The organism is Bacillus sp. LQ01, assembly GCF_057624735.1.
The window spans coordinates 688948-708225 of record NZ_JBYEZL010000001.1; the positions used below are offsets into that span (position 1 = coordinate 688948).

At 34.8% G+C, this 19278-nt stretch carries 18 protein-coding genes; 13 read left to right on the top strand and 5 right to left on the bottom strand.

The features are described from left to right. Window positions 1–108: 108 nt before the first annotated feature. The 4 genes from AC22L0_RS03745 to deoD form a co-directional block, all read right to left on the bottom strand. On the bottom strand, window positions 109–303 hold the full coding sequence (locus tag AC22L0_RS03745; RefSeq protein WP_001094860.1) for a DUF3924 domain-containing protein: 195 nt from the start codon (window positions 301–303) through the stop codon (window positions 109–111). A gap of 121 nt (window positions 304–424) precedes the next feature. Beyond that, the gene (locus AC22L0_RS03750) at window positions 425–955 is read right to left on the bottom strand and encodes a tyrosine-type recombinase/integrase (protein WP_000806236.1); all 531 of its coding nucleotides are present in this window, start codon (window positions 953–955) and stop codon (window positions 425–427) included. Window positions 956–1062: 107 nt separating this feature from the next. Next, window positions 1063–2877 carry a sensor histidine kinase gene (locus AC22L0_RS03755; RefSeq protein WP_048568843.1) on the bottom strand — a complete coding sequence of 605 codons (1815 nt, stop codon included), beginning with the start codon at window positions 2875–2877 and terminating at the stop codon, window positions 1063–1065. Window positions 2878–3185: 308 nt separating this feature from the next. Beyond that, complete coding sequence (gene deoD, locus AC22L0_RS03760; RefSeq protein WP_000110707.1) at window positions 3186–3893, bottom strand: purine-nucleoside phosphorylase; 708 nt, start codon at window positions 3891–3893, stop codon at window positions 3186–3188. Between the two features lie 177 nt (window positions 3894–4070). On the opposite strand from deoD, the gene AC22L0_RS03765 reads away from it, so the two are divergent. Beyond that, entirely contained in the window at window positions 4071–4859 is a 789-nt protein-coding gene (locus tag AC22L0_RS03765; RefSeq protein WP_000232610.1) for a hypothetical protein, read from the top strand. Between the two features lie 4 nt (window positions 4860–4863). Here the strand turns inward: AC22L0_RS03765 and mprF are convergent, their stop codons facing one another. Next, entirely contained in the window at window positions 4864–7443 is a 2580-nt protein-coding gene (mprF, locus tag AC22L0_RS03770; RefSeq protein WP_000010891.1) for a bifunctional lysylphosphatidylglycerol flippase/synthetase MprF, read from the bottom strand. Between the two features lie 181 nt (window positions 7444–7624). Between mprF and AC22L0_RS03775 the strand changes: the two genes are divergently transcribed. From AC22L0_RS03775 to resE, 12 genes are all read left to right on the top strand, one after another. After that, window positions 7625–8014: a hypothetical protein gene (locus tag AC22L0_RS03775; RefSeq protein ID WP_000584363.1), complete on the top strand. Its 390-nt coding sequence runs from the start codon at window positions 7625–7627 to the stop codon at window positions 8012–8014. Window positions 8015–8035: 21 nt separating this feature from the next. Next, window positions 8036–8527, top strand: coding sequence for a YpuI family protein (locus AC22L0_RS03780; protein WP_000067556.1), 492 nt, complete (start codon window positions 8036–8038; stop codon window positions 8525–8527). Window positions 8528–8632: 105 nt separating this feature from the next. Continuing rightward, window positions 8633–9547 (top strand): superoxide dismutase, encoded by a 915-nt coding sequence (locus AC22L0_RS03785; RefSeq protein ID WP_001075739.1) that lies wholly within the window; start codon window positions 8633–8635, stop codon window positions 9545–9547. A gap of 112 nt (window positions 9548–9659) precedes the next feature. After that, a complete protein-coding gene (locus AC22L0_RS03790) occupies window positions 9660–10784 on the top strand; it encodes a D-alanyl-D-alanine carboxypeptidase family protein (protein WP_001252636.1) in 1125 nt (374 codons plus the stop codon). Beyond that, the gene (gene spmA, locus AC22L0_RS03795) at window positions 10777–11373 is read left to right on the top strand and encodes a spore maturation protein SpmA (protein WP_000247811.1); all 597 of its coding nucleotides are present in this window, start codon (window positions 10777–10779) and stop codon (window positions 11371–11373) included. The genes AC22L0_RS03790 and spmA overlap by 8 nt, the downstream gene beginning before the upstream one ends. Then, a complete protein-coding gene (spmB, locus tag AC22L0_RS03800) occupies window positions 11370–11900 on the top strand; it encodes a spore maturation protein SpmB (protein ID WP_000029514.1) in 531 nt (176 codons plus the stop codon). The genes spmA and spmB overlap by 4 nt, the downstream gene beginning before the upstream one ends. Window positions 11901–12189: 289 nt before the next feature. Next, entirely contained in the window at window positions 12190–12918 is a 729-nt protein-coding gene (gene rluB, locus AC22L0_RS03805) for a 23S rRNA pseudouridine(2605) synthase RluB (RefSeq protein ID WP_000440556.1), read from the top strand. Between the two features lie 106 nt (window positions 12919–13024). Then, window positions 13025–13546, top strand: a complete 522-nt coding sequence (gene resA, locus AC22L0_RS03810; RefSeq protein WP_000742194.1) for a thiol-disulfide oxidoreductase ResA — start codon at window positions 13025–13027, stop codon at window positions 13544–13546. 121 nt (window positions 13547–13667) lie between these two features. Continuing rightward, a complete protein-coding gene (gene resB / locus AC22L0_RS03815; protein ID WP_000910547.1) occupies window positions 13668–15293 on the top strand; it encodes a cytochrome c biogenesis protein ResB in 1626 nt (541 codons plus the stop codon). 14 nt (window positions 15294–15307) lie between these two features. Next, entirely contained in the window at window positions 15308–16465 is a 1158-nt protein-coding gene (resC, locus tag AC22L0_RS03820) for a cytochrome c biogenesis protein ResC (RefSeq protein ID WP_000250081.1), read from the top strand. A 303-nt stretch (window positions 16466–16768) separates the two neighbouring features. After that, entirely contained in the window at window positions 16769–17485 is a 717-nt protein-coding gene (gene resD / locus AC22L0_RS03825) for a DNA-binding response regulator ResD (protein WP_000426861.1), read from the top strand. Then, a complete protein-coding gene (gene resE, locus AC22L0_RS03830; RefSeq protein WP_000964697.1) occupies window positions 17485–19260 on the top strand; it encodes a sensor histidine kinase ResE in 1776 nt (591 codons plus the stop codon). Before resD ends, resE begins: the two co-directional genes overlap by 1 nt. Window positions 19261–19278 lie beyond the last annotated feature (18 nt).

The window sequence follows — 19278 nt, forward strand, 5'->3', positions numbered from 1 at the left end:
TGGCTTCATAATAAATGATAATGGTTATCATTATCATTGTCAATGGTTTTTTTAAAAATATATAAAAAACTTTATATATTTTAAATAGAGATAAAAAAAGAACAGCGATTAATGCTGTTCTTTTCCATTGACGAATTGTTGTAAATCAAAAGGAGTTATCGCTTGGATAAATTCTTTTGAGATAAGTGTTTGAACGAGAGTGCTCTCAGAGATAGAAGCACCTGTTTTCTTTTCATAAGCTTGTTTTAATAAATCAAGTTTTTCAGCCGTTTCTTTTGGTAATTCAATTGTAAGTGTGTTCATAATTTCTCCCCCTTATTATTAGAGTACCACTACAGTATAGGAGAGACAAGAAAAGAGAATATGAAATATAAAAAAGGTTACCAAATTTTAAAATGGTAACCTTTTTTATGTATAAGAGTTATTAAGCAATACCGATATACTTTAAAGTTTTTGATGGAGTACTGTGATCAAAGAAGTGTTGTAAAAACGCAATATCAACACCTGATTTGTATGCACAATAACCCCAAGTTTTTCGAAGTGTATGTGAGCTAATCCCTTCTAATCCAACTTCTTTTGCAGCTTTGTTTAAAATGTACCATGCATGTTGTCTCGTAATAGATTTTGTTCCTTTTTGAGATTTTAACAATGGTTCATTACGTTTCCAAGTTTTACGTTCTTTCATGTAGTCTTCGATTGCGTGCTGTAAGTCTTCATTTACCGCAAACCATTTATGTTTCTTCACTTTTTCATTGTAAAATAAAATGGAATGGCGAACATTTTCATTTTCATCGATTACATCACTAACTTTTAATTGTAAGATTTCACTTACTTTCAAGCCAGAATTTACAGCTAATACGAATAATAAGCCATCACGTTTCGAAGATTGTAAAAGTATATTTTTGATAGTTTCTAATTGTTTTTCATTTTGAATAGGTTGTCCTGCTTGTTTCATTTCACGCACTCTCCTCTTTTATATGTGTAAAGGAAAGGATTAACTTGTTTCTTACTATAAAGGGAGAGTGTGAATTTCATGTGAACTCCTAGTGAAATTAAGACAAATTATTTGACTTCTTTTACTTTTTGTAAATTGAAATAGAATACAACACTGTTAGTCGTATTATATACACCATACTCGGCATGATGTAGGTCTAAAATGTTTTTTACAATAGATAATCCGAGACCGGTACCTCCAGTGTGACGGCTACGTGATGCATCTAGACGATAGAAGCGATCCCAAATTTTTTCAAGACTTTCTTCAGGGATAGGGTTTCCTGTATTTTCGATTTCGACTTTTACGGTATCTTCTGCTTCTATAATGGAGACTTGTATTTTTTCTCCCTCTGGTGTATACCGAATTGCATTACTTAGTAAGTTCACAACTACTTGCTCAATGCGACTGCGATTTGCTGTAACAAGTATAGAAGGGTCTGCATCGACGTTCACTTGTAAATGTTTTTCTTCCATGCTAAATAATAATTTTGTGTAGACTTGTTGCGTTAATTCACCGATTGAGAACGTCGTCATATCTAGTTTGTAAGTACCAGATTCCAACTTTGCTAATTCTAACATTTCAACAATCAGCCTGTTCATATTTTCTGTTTCTTCTAAAATAACATCAGTATAATACGAAGTATCCTTACTAACACCATCTTTAATTCCTTCTGCAAAACTTCTAATTACACTTAGCGGTGTTTTTAATTCGTGTGATACGCCAGAAATGAATTCTTTTCTTGTTTTTTCTAATTGACGTTCACGTTCAATATCTTGTTGTAACTTTGTATTAGCAACATTTAATCGATCGATTCGATCTTTTAAATTTACAGATAATGTATTGATACTGCCAGAAAGCCCGCCAATTTCATCGTCAGCTGTAACAGGTAATTTCTCGCTGAAATCAAAATTAGCCATTTTTTTTGTAACACGATTTATTTTAATTAATGGCTTTACAATAATTTTTGAGTAGTAGAAGGATAACAAAATAATTACGAGAAACACGATGATTAAGGCATAGACATAATAATCTTTTAAAACGAGCATCGCTTCATTAACAGGCTGCAAAGATGCTATCGCAAAAGCATATTCTGTAATCCTTCCATTTTCTATAATCGGTTTTACAAAGATACTATTTTTTATATTTTCTCCGCCATCTAATATGAAAGTACTTAATTGGTTCGAGTTAGAAGTGCCCTCTCTAATCATATCAGCAAAATATTGAACGGCTTGTAATGTTTCAATATCATTTGCAAGGCGAACCTCAGCTTTGGATGGGAGCTGTAACTTAGTTATAACACCTGTAAAGACGATTCGAGTTGTAGATTTGTATCGGCTCGCAAGTCTATTCTTAGAAGGATTTCCATTAATTGATTGAAAATCCGAATAGAAATGTTCGTTTTGCCATTGATTATAATTCGTTCCTAATTTTTGTGGTGTGATTATATTATTCTCTTGCACGACTCCATCAACATTGATTATTACATCTTTTTTTAAACCTAAATTTTCGAATTTATTATATTCTTCTGGTGTTAAAAGATTATTGAGTGGAATGGAATACTGTTTATTATTGTTGGGATTAAATACATCGATATAGTAATTGTTATCACTTTTAATAATACCGTTAGAATCTAAAAACTGCATATCGGCATTTGTTTTATCATGAAATTCTTGTTTTAGTTTTCTAACCTTCTCATAACTTTTATCACTTTTATCATAATTATCTACGAATTTTTCAAAAGCAGTTTGGACTGTTTTTACTTTCTTATTAATATAAAATTTCTCTAAAAATAGAGATTGTCCTAGGAAAAAAAGTAGGAATATGATTGTAAATAAAGTGGATGTTAATAAAAATAGTTTAAAGACGATACTTCTGTTTTTCACTGCGTCACCTCTTATGAGAAATACTGTAAATGATTTCTTTATCCCGCTTTAACGGGCAATAAGACTCCCACTTCAAAATTCGGCGAATACAAGGGAGTTAAGTGGGAGATCAATTGCCCGTAAAATCCGATTGGTTCAACTAATAATCAGTGGGGGATGGAAAAAACCCCCACTGATTAAAGTTTCACTTTATTATAACAAACGTTACAAGAAAGTAGAGGGGAGAAATCTGTCTCTTTATAAAGTAGTTATTTATAAAAAGTCACATAAAAAGAACTCGCCAGACGTATGACAAGTTCTTTAGTGTACTATTGTTGAATTGCTGCATCTAAAGCGATTTCAATCATTTCGTTAAATGTAGTTTGACGCTCTTCAGATGTTGTTTCTTCGCCAGTGAAGATGTGATCGCTAACTGTTAATACTGATAATGCATTTACACCGTATTTCGCTGCTAATGTGTAAAGAGCAGTTGTTTCCATTTCTACTGCTAATACACCGTAATCTCCAAGTTTTTTAACCATGTCCATGCTTTCACGATAAAACACATCTGCTGTTAAAACGTTACCGACACGAACGTGTAATCCTTTTTCAGTTCCAGCATCATAAGCTTTCTTTAAAAGGTCAAAGTTTGCAGCTGGTGCAAAATCAAATCCTGGGAATGTTAAACGGTTCATATTAGAATCAGTACAAGCCGTCATTGCGATAATAACATCACGAACTTTTACATCTTTTTGAATTGCACCGCAAGTTCCAACGCGAATTAAATTTTTAACTCCGTAGCTTTGGATTAATTCGTTTACATAAATAGAAATAGAAGGAACACCCATACCTGTACCTTGAACAGATACACGTTTTCCTTTATAAGTTCCAGTGAAACCTAACATACCACGCACATTATTATAGCAAGTAACGTCCTCTAGAAATGTTTCAGCGATATATTTTGCACGTAATGGATCACCAGGTAATAGAATAGATTCAGCGATTTCACCTTGTTTTGCTTCGATATGTACACTCATAAAAAAGTCCTCCTTATAATGTATTGATAGAAATCAATATCATTTGCATTATACACTACGAATCCTTTCAATTAAAATCTTTTTATTATTTGTAATATGTGCAAAATAGGAGGATTTCATAAATCATAATCTAGAATATATATCTTAAGAAGTTTTGTATGAATAGAGACAATAAAAATGGTAGGTGATGTTTTGAAAAATCTTGTCATCGGGCTTATTGCGTTAGTACTTATTGTGGCAGGAGGATTTTACATAAAAAAATATCAAGAAAACGAAGAGACTGTAGGAGATGTTCAGGAAGTAAAGTGGGATGTTTCGAATGGAAAGGGAAATGAGAAAGTAGATATTGTATTTCAGTTGTTAAACAACAAGAATAATGAAATTCGTGGTGTAAATGATCAAATGCGGGCAGTGATTGTAGATGGACAGTTAAAAAACATACAACAAATTAAACCCACATTTGCAGGGAACGGGTCATATAAGTTATCTTCCAAAATAGCGAAAGACGAAGAATATACAATATTTTTATACGAAGACAAAAATAAGTCCGTAGAGTCATTCGCTAGGAAGAATTTTGGTAGAACGAAAGAGGAGAACAATAAGAAAAAAGTGAAATTTCCAATCGACAGTGTACTTACAAAAAAAATAGGAGAGTATGAAGTTTCTCTTTTATTTGGTGCATTACATCCGAATGAACCAGTTACGTTAACATTTCAGTTTCAAGCGAAAAAGGGTGAAAAATTGAAATTACATTCAGAGAGAGGAGAAGTAGAGTCACTCTATATAGTGGATGAAACGAAGGAGAATTTTTTATACGCTATGCCTGTAGATACGGATGAACAATTACAATACCGAATTACATTTCCTGCCGAGGGCACGTATAAAATGTGGGGGAATTTCTATATAAATGGTAAGAAGTATGAAAAAGAATTTATTGTACAAGTTCAAAAAAGAAAAAACAGCTAAGAATTTAGCTGTTTTTTCTTTTTCCTATTAATTTTGTTACAGAGAGCATTGTAATTGGTAAAGAATGATTCTTCCTAAATGCTAAATATTTACCGCTCCATGCTGGTTTATATTTTTCTTTAAAATGTCGTAATCCGCTGAAACTATACGTATAACGAACGTTATTAAAGATTGCAGCAGCCACTCGTTCAGACCAGAAAGACTGTGTGGATAAACCAACATTTGAAAGTGGTGCCATACCGATATTAAAGGAGTGGTATTCATTTTCTTTTGCCCACTGGAATAAGTGGATGAAAATTGCGTCCATAATGCCGCTAGGCGCATCTGGATAATATCGCATTAAATCGACAGATAATGATCCGTTTTGATATACAGGCATGAATGTTGTGAATGCAATAATTTTTCCATCCGCATCAGATAATGTTGCGATAGGAGCGCGACTAATATATTCACGATCGAAGTATCCGAGTGAAAAACCTTTCTCTTTTTTTCCACCAAGCCATGCATCTGAAACTTTTCTTAACTCTTCATATAATTCGTCGGAGAAAGGTGGCTCATGAATAGAGAATGTATAGCCTTCTCTTTCAAAACGGTTGAAAGTAGCTCGCATGCCAGCGCGTTTCTTTCCTGTTATTGTAAAGGTATTTAAATCAACAACAGCTTCTTCACCAAGCTTAAAGAAGTTATAACCAAAATCGTGGTATAAACTCATCCATTTACTTTCAATTTGATAGAATACACAAATGTATCCAAATCGATCAGCCTCAGCTAAAAACTCTTGCAATACAGTACGATAGGAGGAAGGGTCCCCAATTGGATCACCTAGTACAATAAGTCGTTTTCCAGTTATTGAGAAGAGAATGAGTGCTTTTCCATCACTACTGAAAAAGAACTGTTTATCTCCTAAAAAACCTAAATGACTAAGTACATTTCCACCATGTTCATCTAAGAAGTTGTGTAATCGTTTATCATTAGCTGGTTGCCCGGGAAATTCATTTCGATAACGATTTGCAATGAGTGAACCAATTAGTAAAAAAGTAGGAACAAAAAAGGCAGCTGCTAATGCACTTCGTTTCACTTGTGTAATATTACGAACGACAAAATCAGGTTTGAAAGCTTCTTTTGCACCTGCAAATAAAATACCTAAGTTTTTATATAAATATAACGTTACAAGTAGGAATATAAAAACTTTTACGATATCGGAAAGTGAGACTTCCATTTTCTCACGTACAAACCTTTTACGAAGCATATACAATACAGCGAGTACGATTAATAAAATAAAAGTTTCTTCAACATCAATTCCTTTTAGTGTGTTAAAAATAGCCGCTCCAATTAAAGAAACAATCGTCATATAATAAGAACGTTTTGTTCCGTAATATATCCCCCGCGAAAGAATGAGGAGGAGAATACCGAATGTTAGCGATAAGCTAAAAGAAAATTGAATAAGATGTTTTGGAGCTAGAATATGTAAGGCGTGTGCCCGATTTATACTTGTCGGTAGAATGGTTGATAAAATAACCATTAAGCCAGCAAATACTGTTAAAGCAGCAGATGCCCAAGAACCTAACTTTCCTAGAAAGTCACGCTGCAAAGTCCATATAACACCAGTTGTCTCTAATGCAGGCGCAATAAAAGGTTTATCTTCAAACTTTTTAATGGCTACTCCTGTCATTTCAAAAGCTGCAAAAATGAGACCAAGGCAGAAGGGCAAGATGTAATAGACGAGACGATATAATAACATAGCAGGGAGTAAAACACCTGTATCGATGCCGTATTGCCCAAGCCCAGTTAAGAAGACAAGATCAAATGATCCAAGGCCACCAGGAACAAGACTAACGACACCAGCTAAAGCAGCAATAACATATACGCCTAAAAACTTTTGGAATTCGATTTCAATGCCAAATAATAGTAATATGACGTACATAACAATACCAGCAGATACCCATTCGACTAATGAAACTAATGAGTATAAAACAGTTGGGTTTTTCTCCTCTTCTTCTTGTTCCTCTGTTTGCGTCGCTTTTCTATTTTTTAATTTAGAAAATCCGATATATATAGGGACGAAAAGAGCGAAGAAGATAAGAACAGGCCATAGCCATGGTTTTTCATGCAAAATAAATCTCGTGTCTAATATTCCGATGAGACCAAGAAATGAAAGAATGGCTAATCCATTAATAAAGGCAGTTGTCATCCAAGCGATACTTTTAATAAGTTTTCCATTTTCTTTTATATATGGACGATAAAGCATTGTGCGTACGCCGGCTCCAACAAGACCACCAAACCCGATAAATCCATTTAAAGTATTAGCAATCCACGAGATACGGAAAATCTTTTGGACAGGGATATCAGCTTTTAAGTAACGAAGCATAACATAGTCATAAAAGAACATTGTTGATACAGCGAATGCACCAAGTGTAATTGCTAAAAAGACTCCTCCAGTTGGAATGTTTTTAATTGTATCAATCGCTTCTAAAAAAGAAATGCCCGCTAATTCTTTTTTTGCTTGAAAGAATACAATTGTTAATACAACAAATGGGAAGACAATTTTCCCGATTTGTAAGAAACGTTTCCATGAAAACGACATAAATACAACTCTCCTTGTATAAGAAAACTGAGACAATAATATTATTATGACAAACTTCAAGAAAAATAAAAAGGTAAATTCCTGTATAGGCGAGCTATTTTTTATATAGGTATATTTAAAAGAATATTTTGTTTATCAGAAAATTAAGTTAGAATAAGATGAAAGAGGGGGAGGGGAGTATATGATTATAAAAGGTTACGTAGGATATGAGTTAGAAAAAGCGAAACCTAATACATCAGAAGATTTTTTTAACAGATCTGAAGTGACATATATATTAAATGGTAAAGAGAAAACTTTTTCGGTTTTATACGTTCGATATTTTGAAGAAGTTTTACAAGAAATTACTCCTTTTGAAGGAAATCCAGTGTATAAAGTAGAAGAACAAAACATATATTTGCGTGATATTGTAGCGATATGTTGTTTAGTGAAAGATAAGGAGCTTCGTGCGCAAAAACGTTTGTATTTAAATAATATGGAAGAATTTCAACAATATTTTGATGAGGGAACGGTGTCGAAAGTACAAGAAATATTGGCTGAATTACATAAAAATAAAAGAGTAGAAATAGCGTGAAATGGCAAAGGAGAGAGAAAAATGTCTAATTTGATGGTTGAAAATCAAACAGAACAAGTTTCTATATTTTTAGAAGATGCTATTAATTTGATAACCAATTATGTAAATTATCATACGTTACCTTCTTTATTAGAGGAAACACCAGCAGGGAATGAGCAATATTATAAAGGGGTATTAGCATCAATGAGACGACTTCTCGTTTTTTGCGAAGAAGGACAGGATGCATGTTTTGTTTTGTTGAATAGCCAGCCATTTCGAAAAACAGCAGCTGAAAAAATTTTATATAAGATTTACCATCAAGTAATTGCAGAGTTTTTTTCACCGAAGAGTGATCATTGGTATGAAAATAGTCGGTCTGCATATACAGGGAAAAATTCTATCGTTTTTCAACAAACACCACCTGCATCTTTGGAGCAAGTGATGAAGAGTTTAGAAGGTAAATTTCAATTGATGCGTGAAGAACTAGAATATTATGAGACGGATTATCAGACAAAGATGTTGCACAAATATTGATTGAGGAAAAGAAGCTAAGGTTACTTAGCTTCTTTTCCTTTTGTACAGTTATATAAGGGATTTTCATTGAATATAGTTAAGTGGATAGCATTAGGGAGGTGCAACATGAATCAGCAAGGTGTATTTACAGATTACTTTCATGAAGTAGAAAATTGGTGTGAAAGTGTTCTTCACGTATTAGATAGCCGCGCAATGGAAGTGTATGATGTCCATATGCTTGCCTATAAAATTCAGACGTTATTAGAGCGTATGAAAGAGCATGAGTATGAAACAGATGCAGAGTTTATGTATGAAATAAGCGATGATGTAGAACATATTCAGCATCACTTGCAGGAAGTATTTATGCAAGAAGAAGAGGAATATGAATTATATGAAAGAGGGGATAGTGAACGAGCTGTCCCGATTGGAGGACATACACTCCCGCCATTACCTTATCCGTATAATGCATTAGAACCGTATATTTCTAAAGAAATTATGATGTTACATCATGATAAACATCATCGGAGTTACGTGGAAGGGTTAAATAAAGCAGAGAAGATGATGGAAGAAGCGAGAAAAACAAATAAATTTGATTTAATTAAGCATTGGGAAAGGGAAGCGGCTTTTCATGGGTCAGGTCATTACTTACACACGATATTTTGGAATAACATGAAAAAAGACGGTGGTGGAAGTCCAAGAGGAGCTTTTTCACAACAAATTGAACAAGATTTTGGGAGCTTTTTACGTTTCCAAAAACATTTTACAGAAGCGGCCTCTAAAGTAGAAGGTTCAGGCTGGGCAATTCTCGTTTGGGTACCCCGGTCTGGAAGGTTAGAAATTTTGCAAAGTACACTTCATCAATTATTTACACAATGGGATACGATACCGCTCCTTGTACTAGATGTCTGGGAACATGCGTATTATTTACAATACCAAAATCGAAAAGATGAATATATTAAAAACTGGTGGAATGTTGTAAATTGGCCTGATGTAGAAAAAAGGTTTGAAACTGCGAAACAAATTGAATGGACACCATATTAGACGCAAATTCTCTGCGTCTTTTTTAATGGAAGTAGAAGGAAGATTTCGTTCATATTTTAAAAGGCCAAGCATACACTTGTACAAAAAGTGCCAAAAGGACGTGGGGGGAAATATGAGACGAATTTGTGTAATCATTACGCTTCTTATGATGTATGCAAGCGTTATGCCGATTCCTACATATGCAAAGATGAACAGCAATGTCAGTGCTCGAAATGCTGTATTAATGGAGCAACAGTCTGGTCGTGTATTATACGGAAAAGCAGAACATGAGCCTCAAAAAATTGCTAGTATAACAAAAATTATGACCGCCTTATTAGCTGCTGAATCAGGGAAGATGAAAGAAATGGTATCAGTTAGTAATGAAGCGGTGAGGGTGGAAGGATCGGCAATCTATTTAAAGCCTGGACAAAAAGTGAAGTTAGAAGATTTAGTATACGGACTCATGCTTAGATCTGGTAATGACGCAGCGCAAGTAATTGCTGAAAGTGTGGGTGGGAGTATAGATGGATTCGTATATTTAATGAATCAAAAAGCGAAAGAAATTGGAATGAAAGATACGCACTTCTCAAACCCTCATGGCTTAGATGGAGATGGATCACATTATTCGTCGGCTTACGATATGGCATTATTAACGAAATATGCAATGGGAAACGAGACATTTAAGAAAATCTTTGGAACCAAAACATATAAATCAGATTCTTGGGATTACCCGTGGAAAAATAAACATAAGCTGGTAACGTCTTATTATGAATTTGCAACAGGAGGAAAAACAGGCTTTACGAAGAAAGCTGGGCGAACGCTTGTGACAACGGCATCAAAAGATGGACTAGATTTAATTGTCGTAACTTTGAGTGCCTCTAGTGATTGGGATGATCATATGAATTTGTTTGATAAAGGTTTTGAACGTTTCAAACAAACGAAAGTTTTAGGACAAGGAGCAATTGCTGAAATAAATGAAAAGAAGTATGCCAACCATGTTTATACGAAAAATAGTTTTTCGGTACCGTTAACTGAAGAAGAAAAAAAGAACGTAGTATTAAAAGTTGAACTCCATAAAAGTATAAAACTTACGGATGGAGTAAAGGTTGGGAAGACAGACATTTATGTTGGTAATGAAAAAGTTGGAGAACGGAATTTATTTTATAGTAAACGGAAGTTAGTAGCTACAACGGGACTTTACTGGAATAATGTGAAAGAAATTTTTTCTTACATGATAGGTGTTGGGAACGATGGTTAATCTCGTATGGGTAGCGATGGCTGTCATTGGGATTGTATACGCCATGATAAATGGCACGATGGAAGAAGTGAATAAAGCTGTATTTGACGGAGCAAAAGATGCGGTAACGATTTGTATAGGACTTATTAGTGTTTTAGTATTTTGGCTCGGTTTAATGAAAATTGCAGAGGAAGCCGGATTGTTAAAAAAATTAGTTACACTTTTTATGCCGATAGTAAAAAGGTTGTTTCCAGAAATACCAAAGGATCATCCGTCTATGGGATTTATTCTATCAAATATGATGGCAAACTTTTTTGGTCTAGGTAATGCAGCAACCCCTCTTGGTATTAAAGCGATGGAACAACTGAAAGAGTTAAATGGAGGAAAGGATTCGGCGAGCCGTTCTATGGTGACGTTTCTAGCATTAAATACATCAGCCATTACATTAATTCCTACGACAGTCATTTCCATTCGAATGACGTATGAATCAGCGAATCCTACTGAAATTGTTGGGGTAACATTTATTGCACAAGTACTTTCTATGATTGGAGCAATTTGGATTGACCGCTATTTTTACCGAAGAAGGAGTAGAAAGGGGCGGAAAAAATGAGTATTGTAAATACAATTTCCTTATGGGTAATTCCTTGTGTAATTGGTTTTATCCTTTTATATGGCACAATAAAGAAAGTACCGACGTATGAATCGTTCGTTGAGGGAGGAAAAGAAGGGATTCAAATTGCAATTTCCATCTTACCGTTTATGGTTGGAATGCTTGTGTCTATTTCTATATTCCGGTCTTCAGGTGCATTAGACGCAATGATATCGGTAATGAAGCCAATGTTAGATTTGATCCATGTTCCAGCAGAAATTGTTCCACTAGCACTTATACGCCCTATTTCAGGCTCTGCTGGTTTAAGTATTACGACCGATTTAATTGCCACATATGGGCCAGATTCGTTTATTGGGAGATTGGCTTCTACGATGCAAGGGAGTACAGATACGACTTTCTATATTTTAACTGTATATTTTGGAGCGGTTGGGATCAGAAAAATGGGGGATGCACTAAAAGTAGGACTTTTTGCAGATTTAATCGGGATTATATGCTCAATTGTGTTCGTTTCTTTATTGTTTCAGTAATACTATTCATTTTTTACGCTATTTCGCTTATAATACGTATACGACCACTATTAAGGTGTAGCTTAATAGTGGTTTTTTTATGTGGTATTTTTGACAAAATGATGAACTTTTATTGTGAGAAATATGAAAAATATGGACAATAATAAAGGGTAAAAACATGATTTGACCTTTATATGTTTATTATCATCGCTATGTTGTTTAAGTAAGATGAAGCGAATAGCCGTAAAGCGTATGCGGTTGCCAAGTCTTTCTAATGTAAGGTAAGATAAATTCGAGGTGAAAAAAAGAAATGGAACGATTACAAAAAGTGATTGCGCAAGCAGGTATTGCATCGAGAAGAAAGGCTGAGGAATTAATTCAGCAAGGAAAAGTGAAAGTTAATGGAAAAATAGTGAAGGAGTTAGGGACAAAAGTAACTCCTCAAGATAAAGTAGAAGTAAATAACATCCCTCTTGAAAAAGAAGAACCTGTTTATTTTTTACTATATAAACCAACTGGCGTAATTTCAAGTGTATCAGACGATAAAGGAAGAAGTGTTGTAACGGACTTTTTCCCGGAAATTACACAACGTTTATTCCCAATCGGACGCTTAGATTATGATACGTCTGGCGTATTATTAATGACAAACGATGGGGACTTCGCAAACGTATTAATGCATCCTAGATATAAAGTTGAAAAAACATATGTTGCAAAAATAAAAGGGCCATTAACAGGTGAGAAAATTCGCATGTTAGAACGCGGTGTTACGTTAGAAGACGGTAAAACAGCACCAGCACGTGTGAAAATTATTTCTTGGGACAAGCGTAAAGAAATGGCTATTGTACAATTAACAATTCATGAAGGACGTAATCGTCAAGTACGTCGTATGTTTGAAGCGTTAGACTGTAAAGTAGTGAAATTAAAACGTGAACGTTATGCTTTCTTAGAAGTAGGAAGCCTGCGACCTGGTGATGCGAGAGAATTGACACCACATGAGGTGAAACAATTACGCGCGCTTGCTTCTACAAAGCCAAGATAAGCTATAGAGTTAAAAATTCACCAGTGGAGTGCTCTGCTGGTGATTTATTCAATACAACATTTACAGAAGATAATACATAACATTTATCGAGGAGAGGAGAAGTAATATGAAGAAAAATCGCTTATTATTTCGCGTTATTATTCTACTCATTTTATGTGGTGCTGTAGGATTTACCCTTTATCAAGGATTCTTTGCTAATAAAGAGAAAATGCAAATCGGAAAAGAAGCACCTAACTTTGTTGTGACGGATTTAGAAGGGAAGAAAATTGAACTAAAAGATTTAAAGGGAAAAGGTGTATTTTTAAACTTTTGGGGCACGTGGTGTAAACCTTGTGAAAAAGAAATGCCTTATATGAATGAATTATATCCAAAGTATAAAGAAAAAGGTGTTGAAATCATAGCGTTAGATGCAGATGAAACGGATATTGCAGTAAAGAACTTTGTGAACCAGTATGGTTTGAAATTCCCAGTTGCCATTGATAAAGGACAAAAGATTATAGGAACATATGGAGTAGGTCCATTACCGACAAGCTTTTTGATTGATAAAGATGGAAAAGTAGTGGAGCAAATTATAGGTGAACAAACGAAAGAACAGTTAGAAGGGTATTTAAAGAAAATTACTCCGTAATAAAGAAAGCCTTTACATAAGGGGTGCGTGTCTATAGTGCCTCTGGTTTAAAGATTCTGAGTATTGCGGTAACTTGAGGTTAGAATATACAATAGTACATATAGATACAGGGGCGGTGAGAGTGTTGAAAGAAATTAAATGTGAATGTGGACATGTTAATCCGATAGGAACCGTTTTTTGTGAAGCTTGCGGGAAACCATTTGAAAGCAATGAAAATACAAAACTATTGGATATGCGCTATGAGGGGAGTGCACGGAGATCTCTCACGCAGACAAAAACGATAATCGATAAAATTTGGAGCTTTTTCTCTTCTGTAAAAGTGGGTGTATGGCTAATCGTAATAACTTTAGCTGCATCAGCGATAGGAACTATTTTTCCGCAAGAAATGTACATAACTCCAGGGATTGCACCAGCTGAATATTATAAACAAGAATACGGATTTTTAGGACAATTATACTATCAATTAGGGTTTAATAATTTATACGGTTCATGGTGGTATATGATTTTGATTGCTTCTATCGGTATTTCACTTGTGATATGTAGTTTAGACCGTGTTATTCCACTTTATAAAGCTTTAAAAAAGCAAGGCGTAAAAAGACATCCTAGCTTTTTAAAGAGACAGAGATTATATGGGACTGGTACACCGCAAGAAGGTGACCTGGAAAGAGTGCAAAAGAATTTAAAGAAAAGAAACTATAACGTGAAAGTGGAAGACGGAAACGTTTTAGCAGAAAAGGGACGCTTCTCGCGTTGGGGTCCATATGTAAATCATATCGGTCTTATTATCTTTTTATTCGGTGCGATGCTTCGTTTTTTACCGAGTATGTACGTAGACGAAGCACTTTGGTTACGTGACGGTGAAACGAAAGAGATACCAGGGACGGATGGACAATACTACTTAAAAAACGAGAAATTTATAAAAGAAGTTTATGATAAAAGTAAGGACAAGGAAGTTTTTGATGAAGCGATTGATCGTGTAGGCGATAAAATGATTGCGAAAAACTTCCAAACGAATGCCGTATTATATAAAGCAGTAGGAGAAAATATAGCAGGACAAAAACCGAAATTAGAAAAAGTAAAAGAAGCGGAAATTCGAGTGAATGAACCACTGAAATTTGATCAATTTGCAGTGTATCAAGTGGATTATAAAGAAAGTGAATTTAAAAGTATGTCCTTTAACTTACAAAATAAAGAAAATAATCAAAAGTGGGGACCGATTAAAGTAGATTTAACGAATCCTAAGGAAAAATATGATTTAGGAACTGGTTATTCTCTAGAACTATTAAGCTATTTTCCTGATTTTTATTTTGATGAGAATGGAAAACCAAATACGAAAACGAAATTACCAAACAATCCTGCATTTGTATTTAAAATGTTTACACCTGAAACACCAGATGGTGAAGTGAGTTTTGTTGGTATTCAGCAAAATATAGAACCAGATGGAAACAACAAATATAAAATGTCGTTTGCAGGTGTTGAAATGCAAAATGCAACAGCACTTACTGTAAGAAAAGATTTAACGCTTTGGATTCTCGGCATTGGAGGATTTATATTTATGGTTGGTGTCATTCAAGGTATGTATTGGAATCATCGCCGTATTTGGATACAACGTGTTAATGATGAATGGTGGATTGCAGGGCATACAAATAAAAATTGGTTCGGTTTAAAGAAAGATATTGAAAGAGTAATAGAAGGTACAGCAATTCCACAGCCAAATGATAAAGTAATTGATAAAAAAATTAGTTAAGGTGGGGAAACGATATGGTGCAAATAAGTAGTAACTTTCTCTTTACCGCATTTATTTTATATTTAATTGCGACTCTATTTTTTGGGGGAGCCATTAAAGAAAAGGGTCATAAATGGGCAAATGTAGGAATAACGATTACAATTTTAGGGTTTATAGCACAAACAGTATATTTTGTTACAAGGTGGATTGCATCAGGGCATGCGCCAGTTAGTAACTTTTTTGAATTCGGTACATTTTTCGGCATGATGCTTGTAGGAGCATTTATTGTCATGTATTTTATGTACCGTGTAAGCATAATCGGACTATTTGCATTACCAGTTGCGCTTTTATTAATTGCCTATGCAAGTATGTTTCCGAGGGAAATATCTCCGCTTATTCCATCTTTAAAAAGTAATTGGTTACATATTCACGTGACGACTGCAGCAGCAGGACAAGCCATTTTAGCGATTAGTTTTATTACAGGCGTTATGTATTTATTGAAAAATGTAGATCAATCGACGAGAAGTAAACGTACATTTTGGCTAGAGACGGTAGTATTTACACTTGTTTGTACAGTTGGATTTATTGGAGTAACAACGGTATTTTCTAGTATGAAATATGAAGCGAAGTTTCAATGGATTGATAAAAATGAACAACAACTGGAAATGAAGTACAATCTTCCGGCTTTAGTTGGACCGCATGAAGGGAAGTTACTGACAGAAAATAAATTAGAACCGGCAGTTGAAGTTCCAGCAATTGTAAATGCAAAAAAATTAAATACTGTTATTTGGTCAGTGTTAGTTGGAACATTACTGTATATTGTATTAAGACTCGTTTTACGGAAGCGAGTATCGGCGGCACTTCAGCCGTTAGTAAAGAATACGAATAGTGATCTACTAGATGAAATCGGATATCGATCTATTGCAATTGGATTCCCAGTTTTCACATTAGGTGCATTAATTTTTGCGATGATTTGGGCTCAAATAGCGTGGACGCGCTTTTGGGGCTGGGATCCGAAAGAGGTTTGGGCACTTATAACGTGGCTCTTTTATGCTGCAGTACTACATTTACGATTATCTAAAGGGTGGCATGGGGAGAAATCAGCTTGGCTTGCAGTAATTGGTTTTGCAATCATTATGTTTAACTTTATTGTAGTAAACTTAATTATTGCCGGTTTACATTCATATGCATAGAGAAATAAAATAGGAGAGTGCATGTCACTTTCCTATTTTATTTTTGTCAACTTTTCTTCTTTTTTGAGAAAAACATGACAAAGTAGCGGTTGATTTTGTAAAATGATGTCGAGGACATTATATACAGTTCAAAAAAAATACATAGTTTTGGAAAAAAATTGAACAAAATTTATTATTCTTGTGAAGCATAATATGGGAAGTGAAACATTTAGAAGATTGCTTAAATAAACGAGAATAGCGCAACATAATAGTTAAAGAAGGGTAGGTGTGAACCGCTGAGGTGAGAGTACGCAGCGGGTAGAGATGGAAAATGAATCAAGAATTTTAATTGTAGATGATGAGGATCGTATTCGTCGTTTATTGAAAATGTACTTAGAAAGAGAACAATATACGATTGAAGAAGCAGATAATGGTGATACAGCTTTAGAAATGGCGTTGCAAAATGATTACGATTTAATCTTATTAGATCTTATGATGCCTGGTAAAGATGGCATTGAAGTATGTAAAGGGGTTCGTGAGAAGAAAGCGACACCAATTATTATGCTGACAGCAAAAGGTGAAGAAGTAAATAGAGTACAAGGATTTGAAGTTGGAACAGATGATTATATTGTAAAGCCGTTTAGTCCACGTGAGGTCGTGCTACGTGTGAAAGCGGTATTACGTCGTGCTGTACCAACAACATTCTTTACACAAGATACAACGACAAAAGATGTTACTGTATTCCCTCACTTAACAATTGATAACGATGCACACCGTGTTACTGCAGATGGCAATGAAGTAAACTTAACGCCGAAAGAATATGAGTTACTATTATTTTTAGCGAAAGCTCCTGATAAAGTATTCGATCGTGAGCAGCTGTTAAAAGAAGTATGGCAATATGAATTCTTCGGAGATTTACGTACAGTTGATACACATGTAAAGCGTTTACGTGAGAAGTTAAGCAAAAAATCACCAGATGCAGCGAAAATGATTGTTACTGTTTGGGGTGTAGGTTACAAATTTGAGGTTGTGAACGACTGATGCTTTGGAGAAGTGTAGTAGGGAAGTTATGGATGACCATATTACTTCTCGTTTCGTTTGTTCTTGGATTTGTTGCGATTTTACTTTCACAATTTTTTAGAACGTATTATGTTGATATGAGTGAAAATAGACTTCAAAAAGTCGCAACAAGTGTTACGGAATTAATTGAAGAAGGTGCCGATGTAAAAACGATTGAGAACATCGCGTACAAATTCTCTGATCCACTTTCAAGGATTATTATTGTAGAAGATGGCAAGGAAATCTCTTCTTCACCGAAACAAGAAGGGTTAGTCACCCTTACAATGGATAATTTAAAAGAAGATAAAGAATTAGCCGCTGTTTTTACGGACAAAAAAGAAATTAAGAACAACATTAGAAAAGCTTCTGATAGTAGAAAGAATAAAAGCACTGAAAATGATATTGTGATCGTTGGGAAACCAGTGCAATCAAAAAATCAAAGCGCAGTGTTCGTATATGAATCTTTACAAGTGCCAATAAAAGATATGGAGAGAACGACTGATTTCATTTTCTTAGCCGCTGGGATTGCGATTATATTAACAACTTTCTTTGCGTTCTTCTTATCTACTCGGATTACAGCACCGCTTCGTAAAATGCGTGAGGTTGCTTTTGAAGTGTCACGTGGGAAATTTGATGCAAAGGCTCCTATGGTATCTCAGGACGAAATTGGTGAGCTGGCAACGGCCTTAAATCAAATGGGTAAACAGTTGAAGTTTAATATGAATGCTTTGCAGCAAGAAAAAGAACAGTTAGCTAGTATTTTGAGTAGTATGGCAGATGGAGTTATTACGTTAAATCAAGAAGGTGAAGTCGTAGTTATTAATCCACCGGCTGAACATTTCTTACAAGTTTGGCAAGAAGAAAAAGAGATAGAGTTAAGTAAAAAATTACCTTCTGAACTTGTGGAACTATTCCATCTCGTTGTAGAAAGCGAGCAACAACAAGTTGTTGAAATTAATTTACAAAAAGGGAACTATGTAGTTCTTATGACACCACTTTACAATCAAACGAAAATTCGTGGGGCTGTAGCGGTACTGCGAGATATGACGGAAGAACGTCGTCTTGAGAAAATGCGTCAAGACTTTATTGCGAATGTATCACATGAACTTCGTACACCGATGGTCATGCTGCAAGGGTATAGTGAAGCGATTTTAGATGATATTGTGCAAACGAAAGAGGAAATAGATGAGTTTGTTCAAATCATTTATGATGAATCCGTTCGTTTAGGTAAACTTGTAAATGAATTGTTAGATTTAGCTCGTATGGAAAGCGGTCACGTAGAGTTACATATTGGTGAAGTGGACATACATCCGTTTGTGGAAAAAATTGGTCGTAAATTCCAAGGGATTGCAAAGGATAAAGAAGTTGAACTAACAGTTGATTTCCGGAATCAGATTGAAGAATATGCGTTTGATGCAGATCGGATGGAACAAGTGTTGACGAATTTGATTGATAACGCAATTCGTCATACGAATGCGGGTGGACATGTAACGCTTGTAATTGATACGAAAAATAATGGCCTCATTTTTGAAGTACAAGATTCGGGTGTAGGCATTCCAGAAGAGGATATTCCATTTTTATTTGATCGTTTCTATAAAGCTGATAAAGCAAGAACACGTGGGAAAAAGGGTGGAACAGGACTCGGGCTTGCAATTGCGAAAAATATTGTTCAAGGCCATGACGGTAAAATTTCTGTATCAAGTGTTGTTGGAGAAGGAACTACATTCTCTGTATATTTACCGAATCGTATAATTTAGATATGCTTTTTTAAAGTT

Excerpts from the sequence above, each read along its gene's own strand:
- AC22L0_RS03785 (WP_001075739.1), top strand. The coding sequence starts at position 8,633 with ATGAATCAGCAAGGTGTATTTACAGATTACTTTCATGAAGTAGAAAAT.
- resE (WP_000964697.1), top strand. The coding sequence starts at position 17,485 with ATGCTTTGGAGAAGTGTAGTAGGGAAGTTATGGATGACCATATTACTT.
- spmA (WP_000247811.1), top strand. The coding sequence starts at position 10,777 with ATGGTTAATCTCGTATGGGTAGCGATGGCTGTCATTGGGATTGTATAC.
- deoD (WP_000110707.1), bottom strand. The coding sequence starts at position 3,893 with ATGAGTGTACATATCGAAGCAAAACAAGGTGAAATCGCTGAATCTATT.
- rluB (WP_000440556.1), top strand. The coding sequence starts at position 12,190 with ATGGAACGATTACAAAAAGTGATTGCGCAAGCAGGTATTGCATCGAGA.
- resA (WP_000742194.1), top strand. The coding sequence starts at position 13,025 with ATGAAGAAAAATCGCTTATTATTTCGCGTTATTATTCTACTCATTTTA.
- spmB (WP_000029514.1), top strand. The coding sequence starts at position 11,370 with ATGAGTATTGTAAATACAATTTCCTTATGGGTAATTCCTTGTGTAATT.
- resC (WP_000250081.1), top strand. The coding sequence starts at position 15,308 with ATGGTGCAAATAAGTAGTAACTTTCTCTTTACCGCATTTATTTTATAT.
- resD (WP_000426861.1), top strand. The coding sequence starts at position 16,769 with ATGGAAAATGAATCAAGAATTTTAATTGTAGATGATGAGGATCGTATT.
- AC22L0_RS03750 (WP_000806236.1), bottom strand. The coding sequence starts at position 955 with ATGAAACAAGCAGGACAACCTATTCAAAATGAAAAACAATTAGAAACT.
- AC22L0_RS03790 (WP_001252636.1), top strand. The coding sequence starts at position 9,660 with ATGAGACGAATTTGTGTAATCATTACGCTTCTTATGATGTATGCAAGC.
- AC22L0_RS03780 (WP_000067556.1), top strand. The coding sequence starts at position 8,036 with ATGTCTAATTTGATGGTTGAAAATCAAACAGAACAAGTTTCTATATTT.
- AC22L0_RS03775 (WP_000584363.1), top strand. The coding sequence starts at position 7,625 with ATGATTATAAAAGGTTACGTAGGATATGAGTTAGAAAAAGCGAAACCT.
- AC22L0_RS03765 (WP_000232610.1), top strand. The coding sequence starts at position 4,071 with ATGGTAGGTGATGTTTTGAAAAATCTTGTCATCGGGCTTATTGCGTTA.
- AC22L0_RS03745 (WP_001094860.1), bottom strand. The coding sequence starts at position 303 with ATGAACACACTTACAATTGAATTACCAAAAGAAACGGCTGAAAAACTT.
- mprF (WP_000010891.1), bottom strand. The coding sequence starts at position 7,443 with ATGTCGTTTTCATGGAAACGTTTCTTACAAATCGGGAAAATTGTCTTC.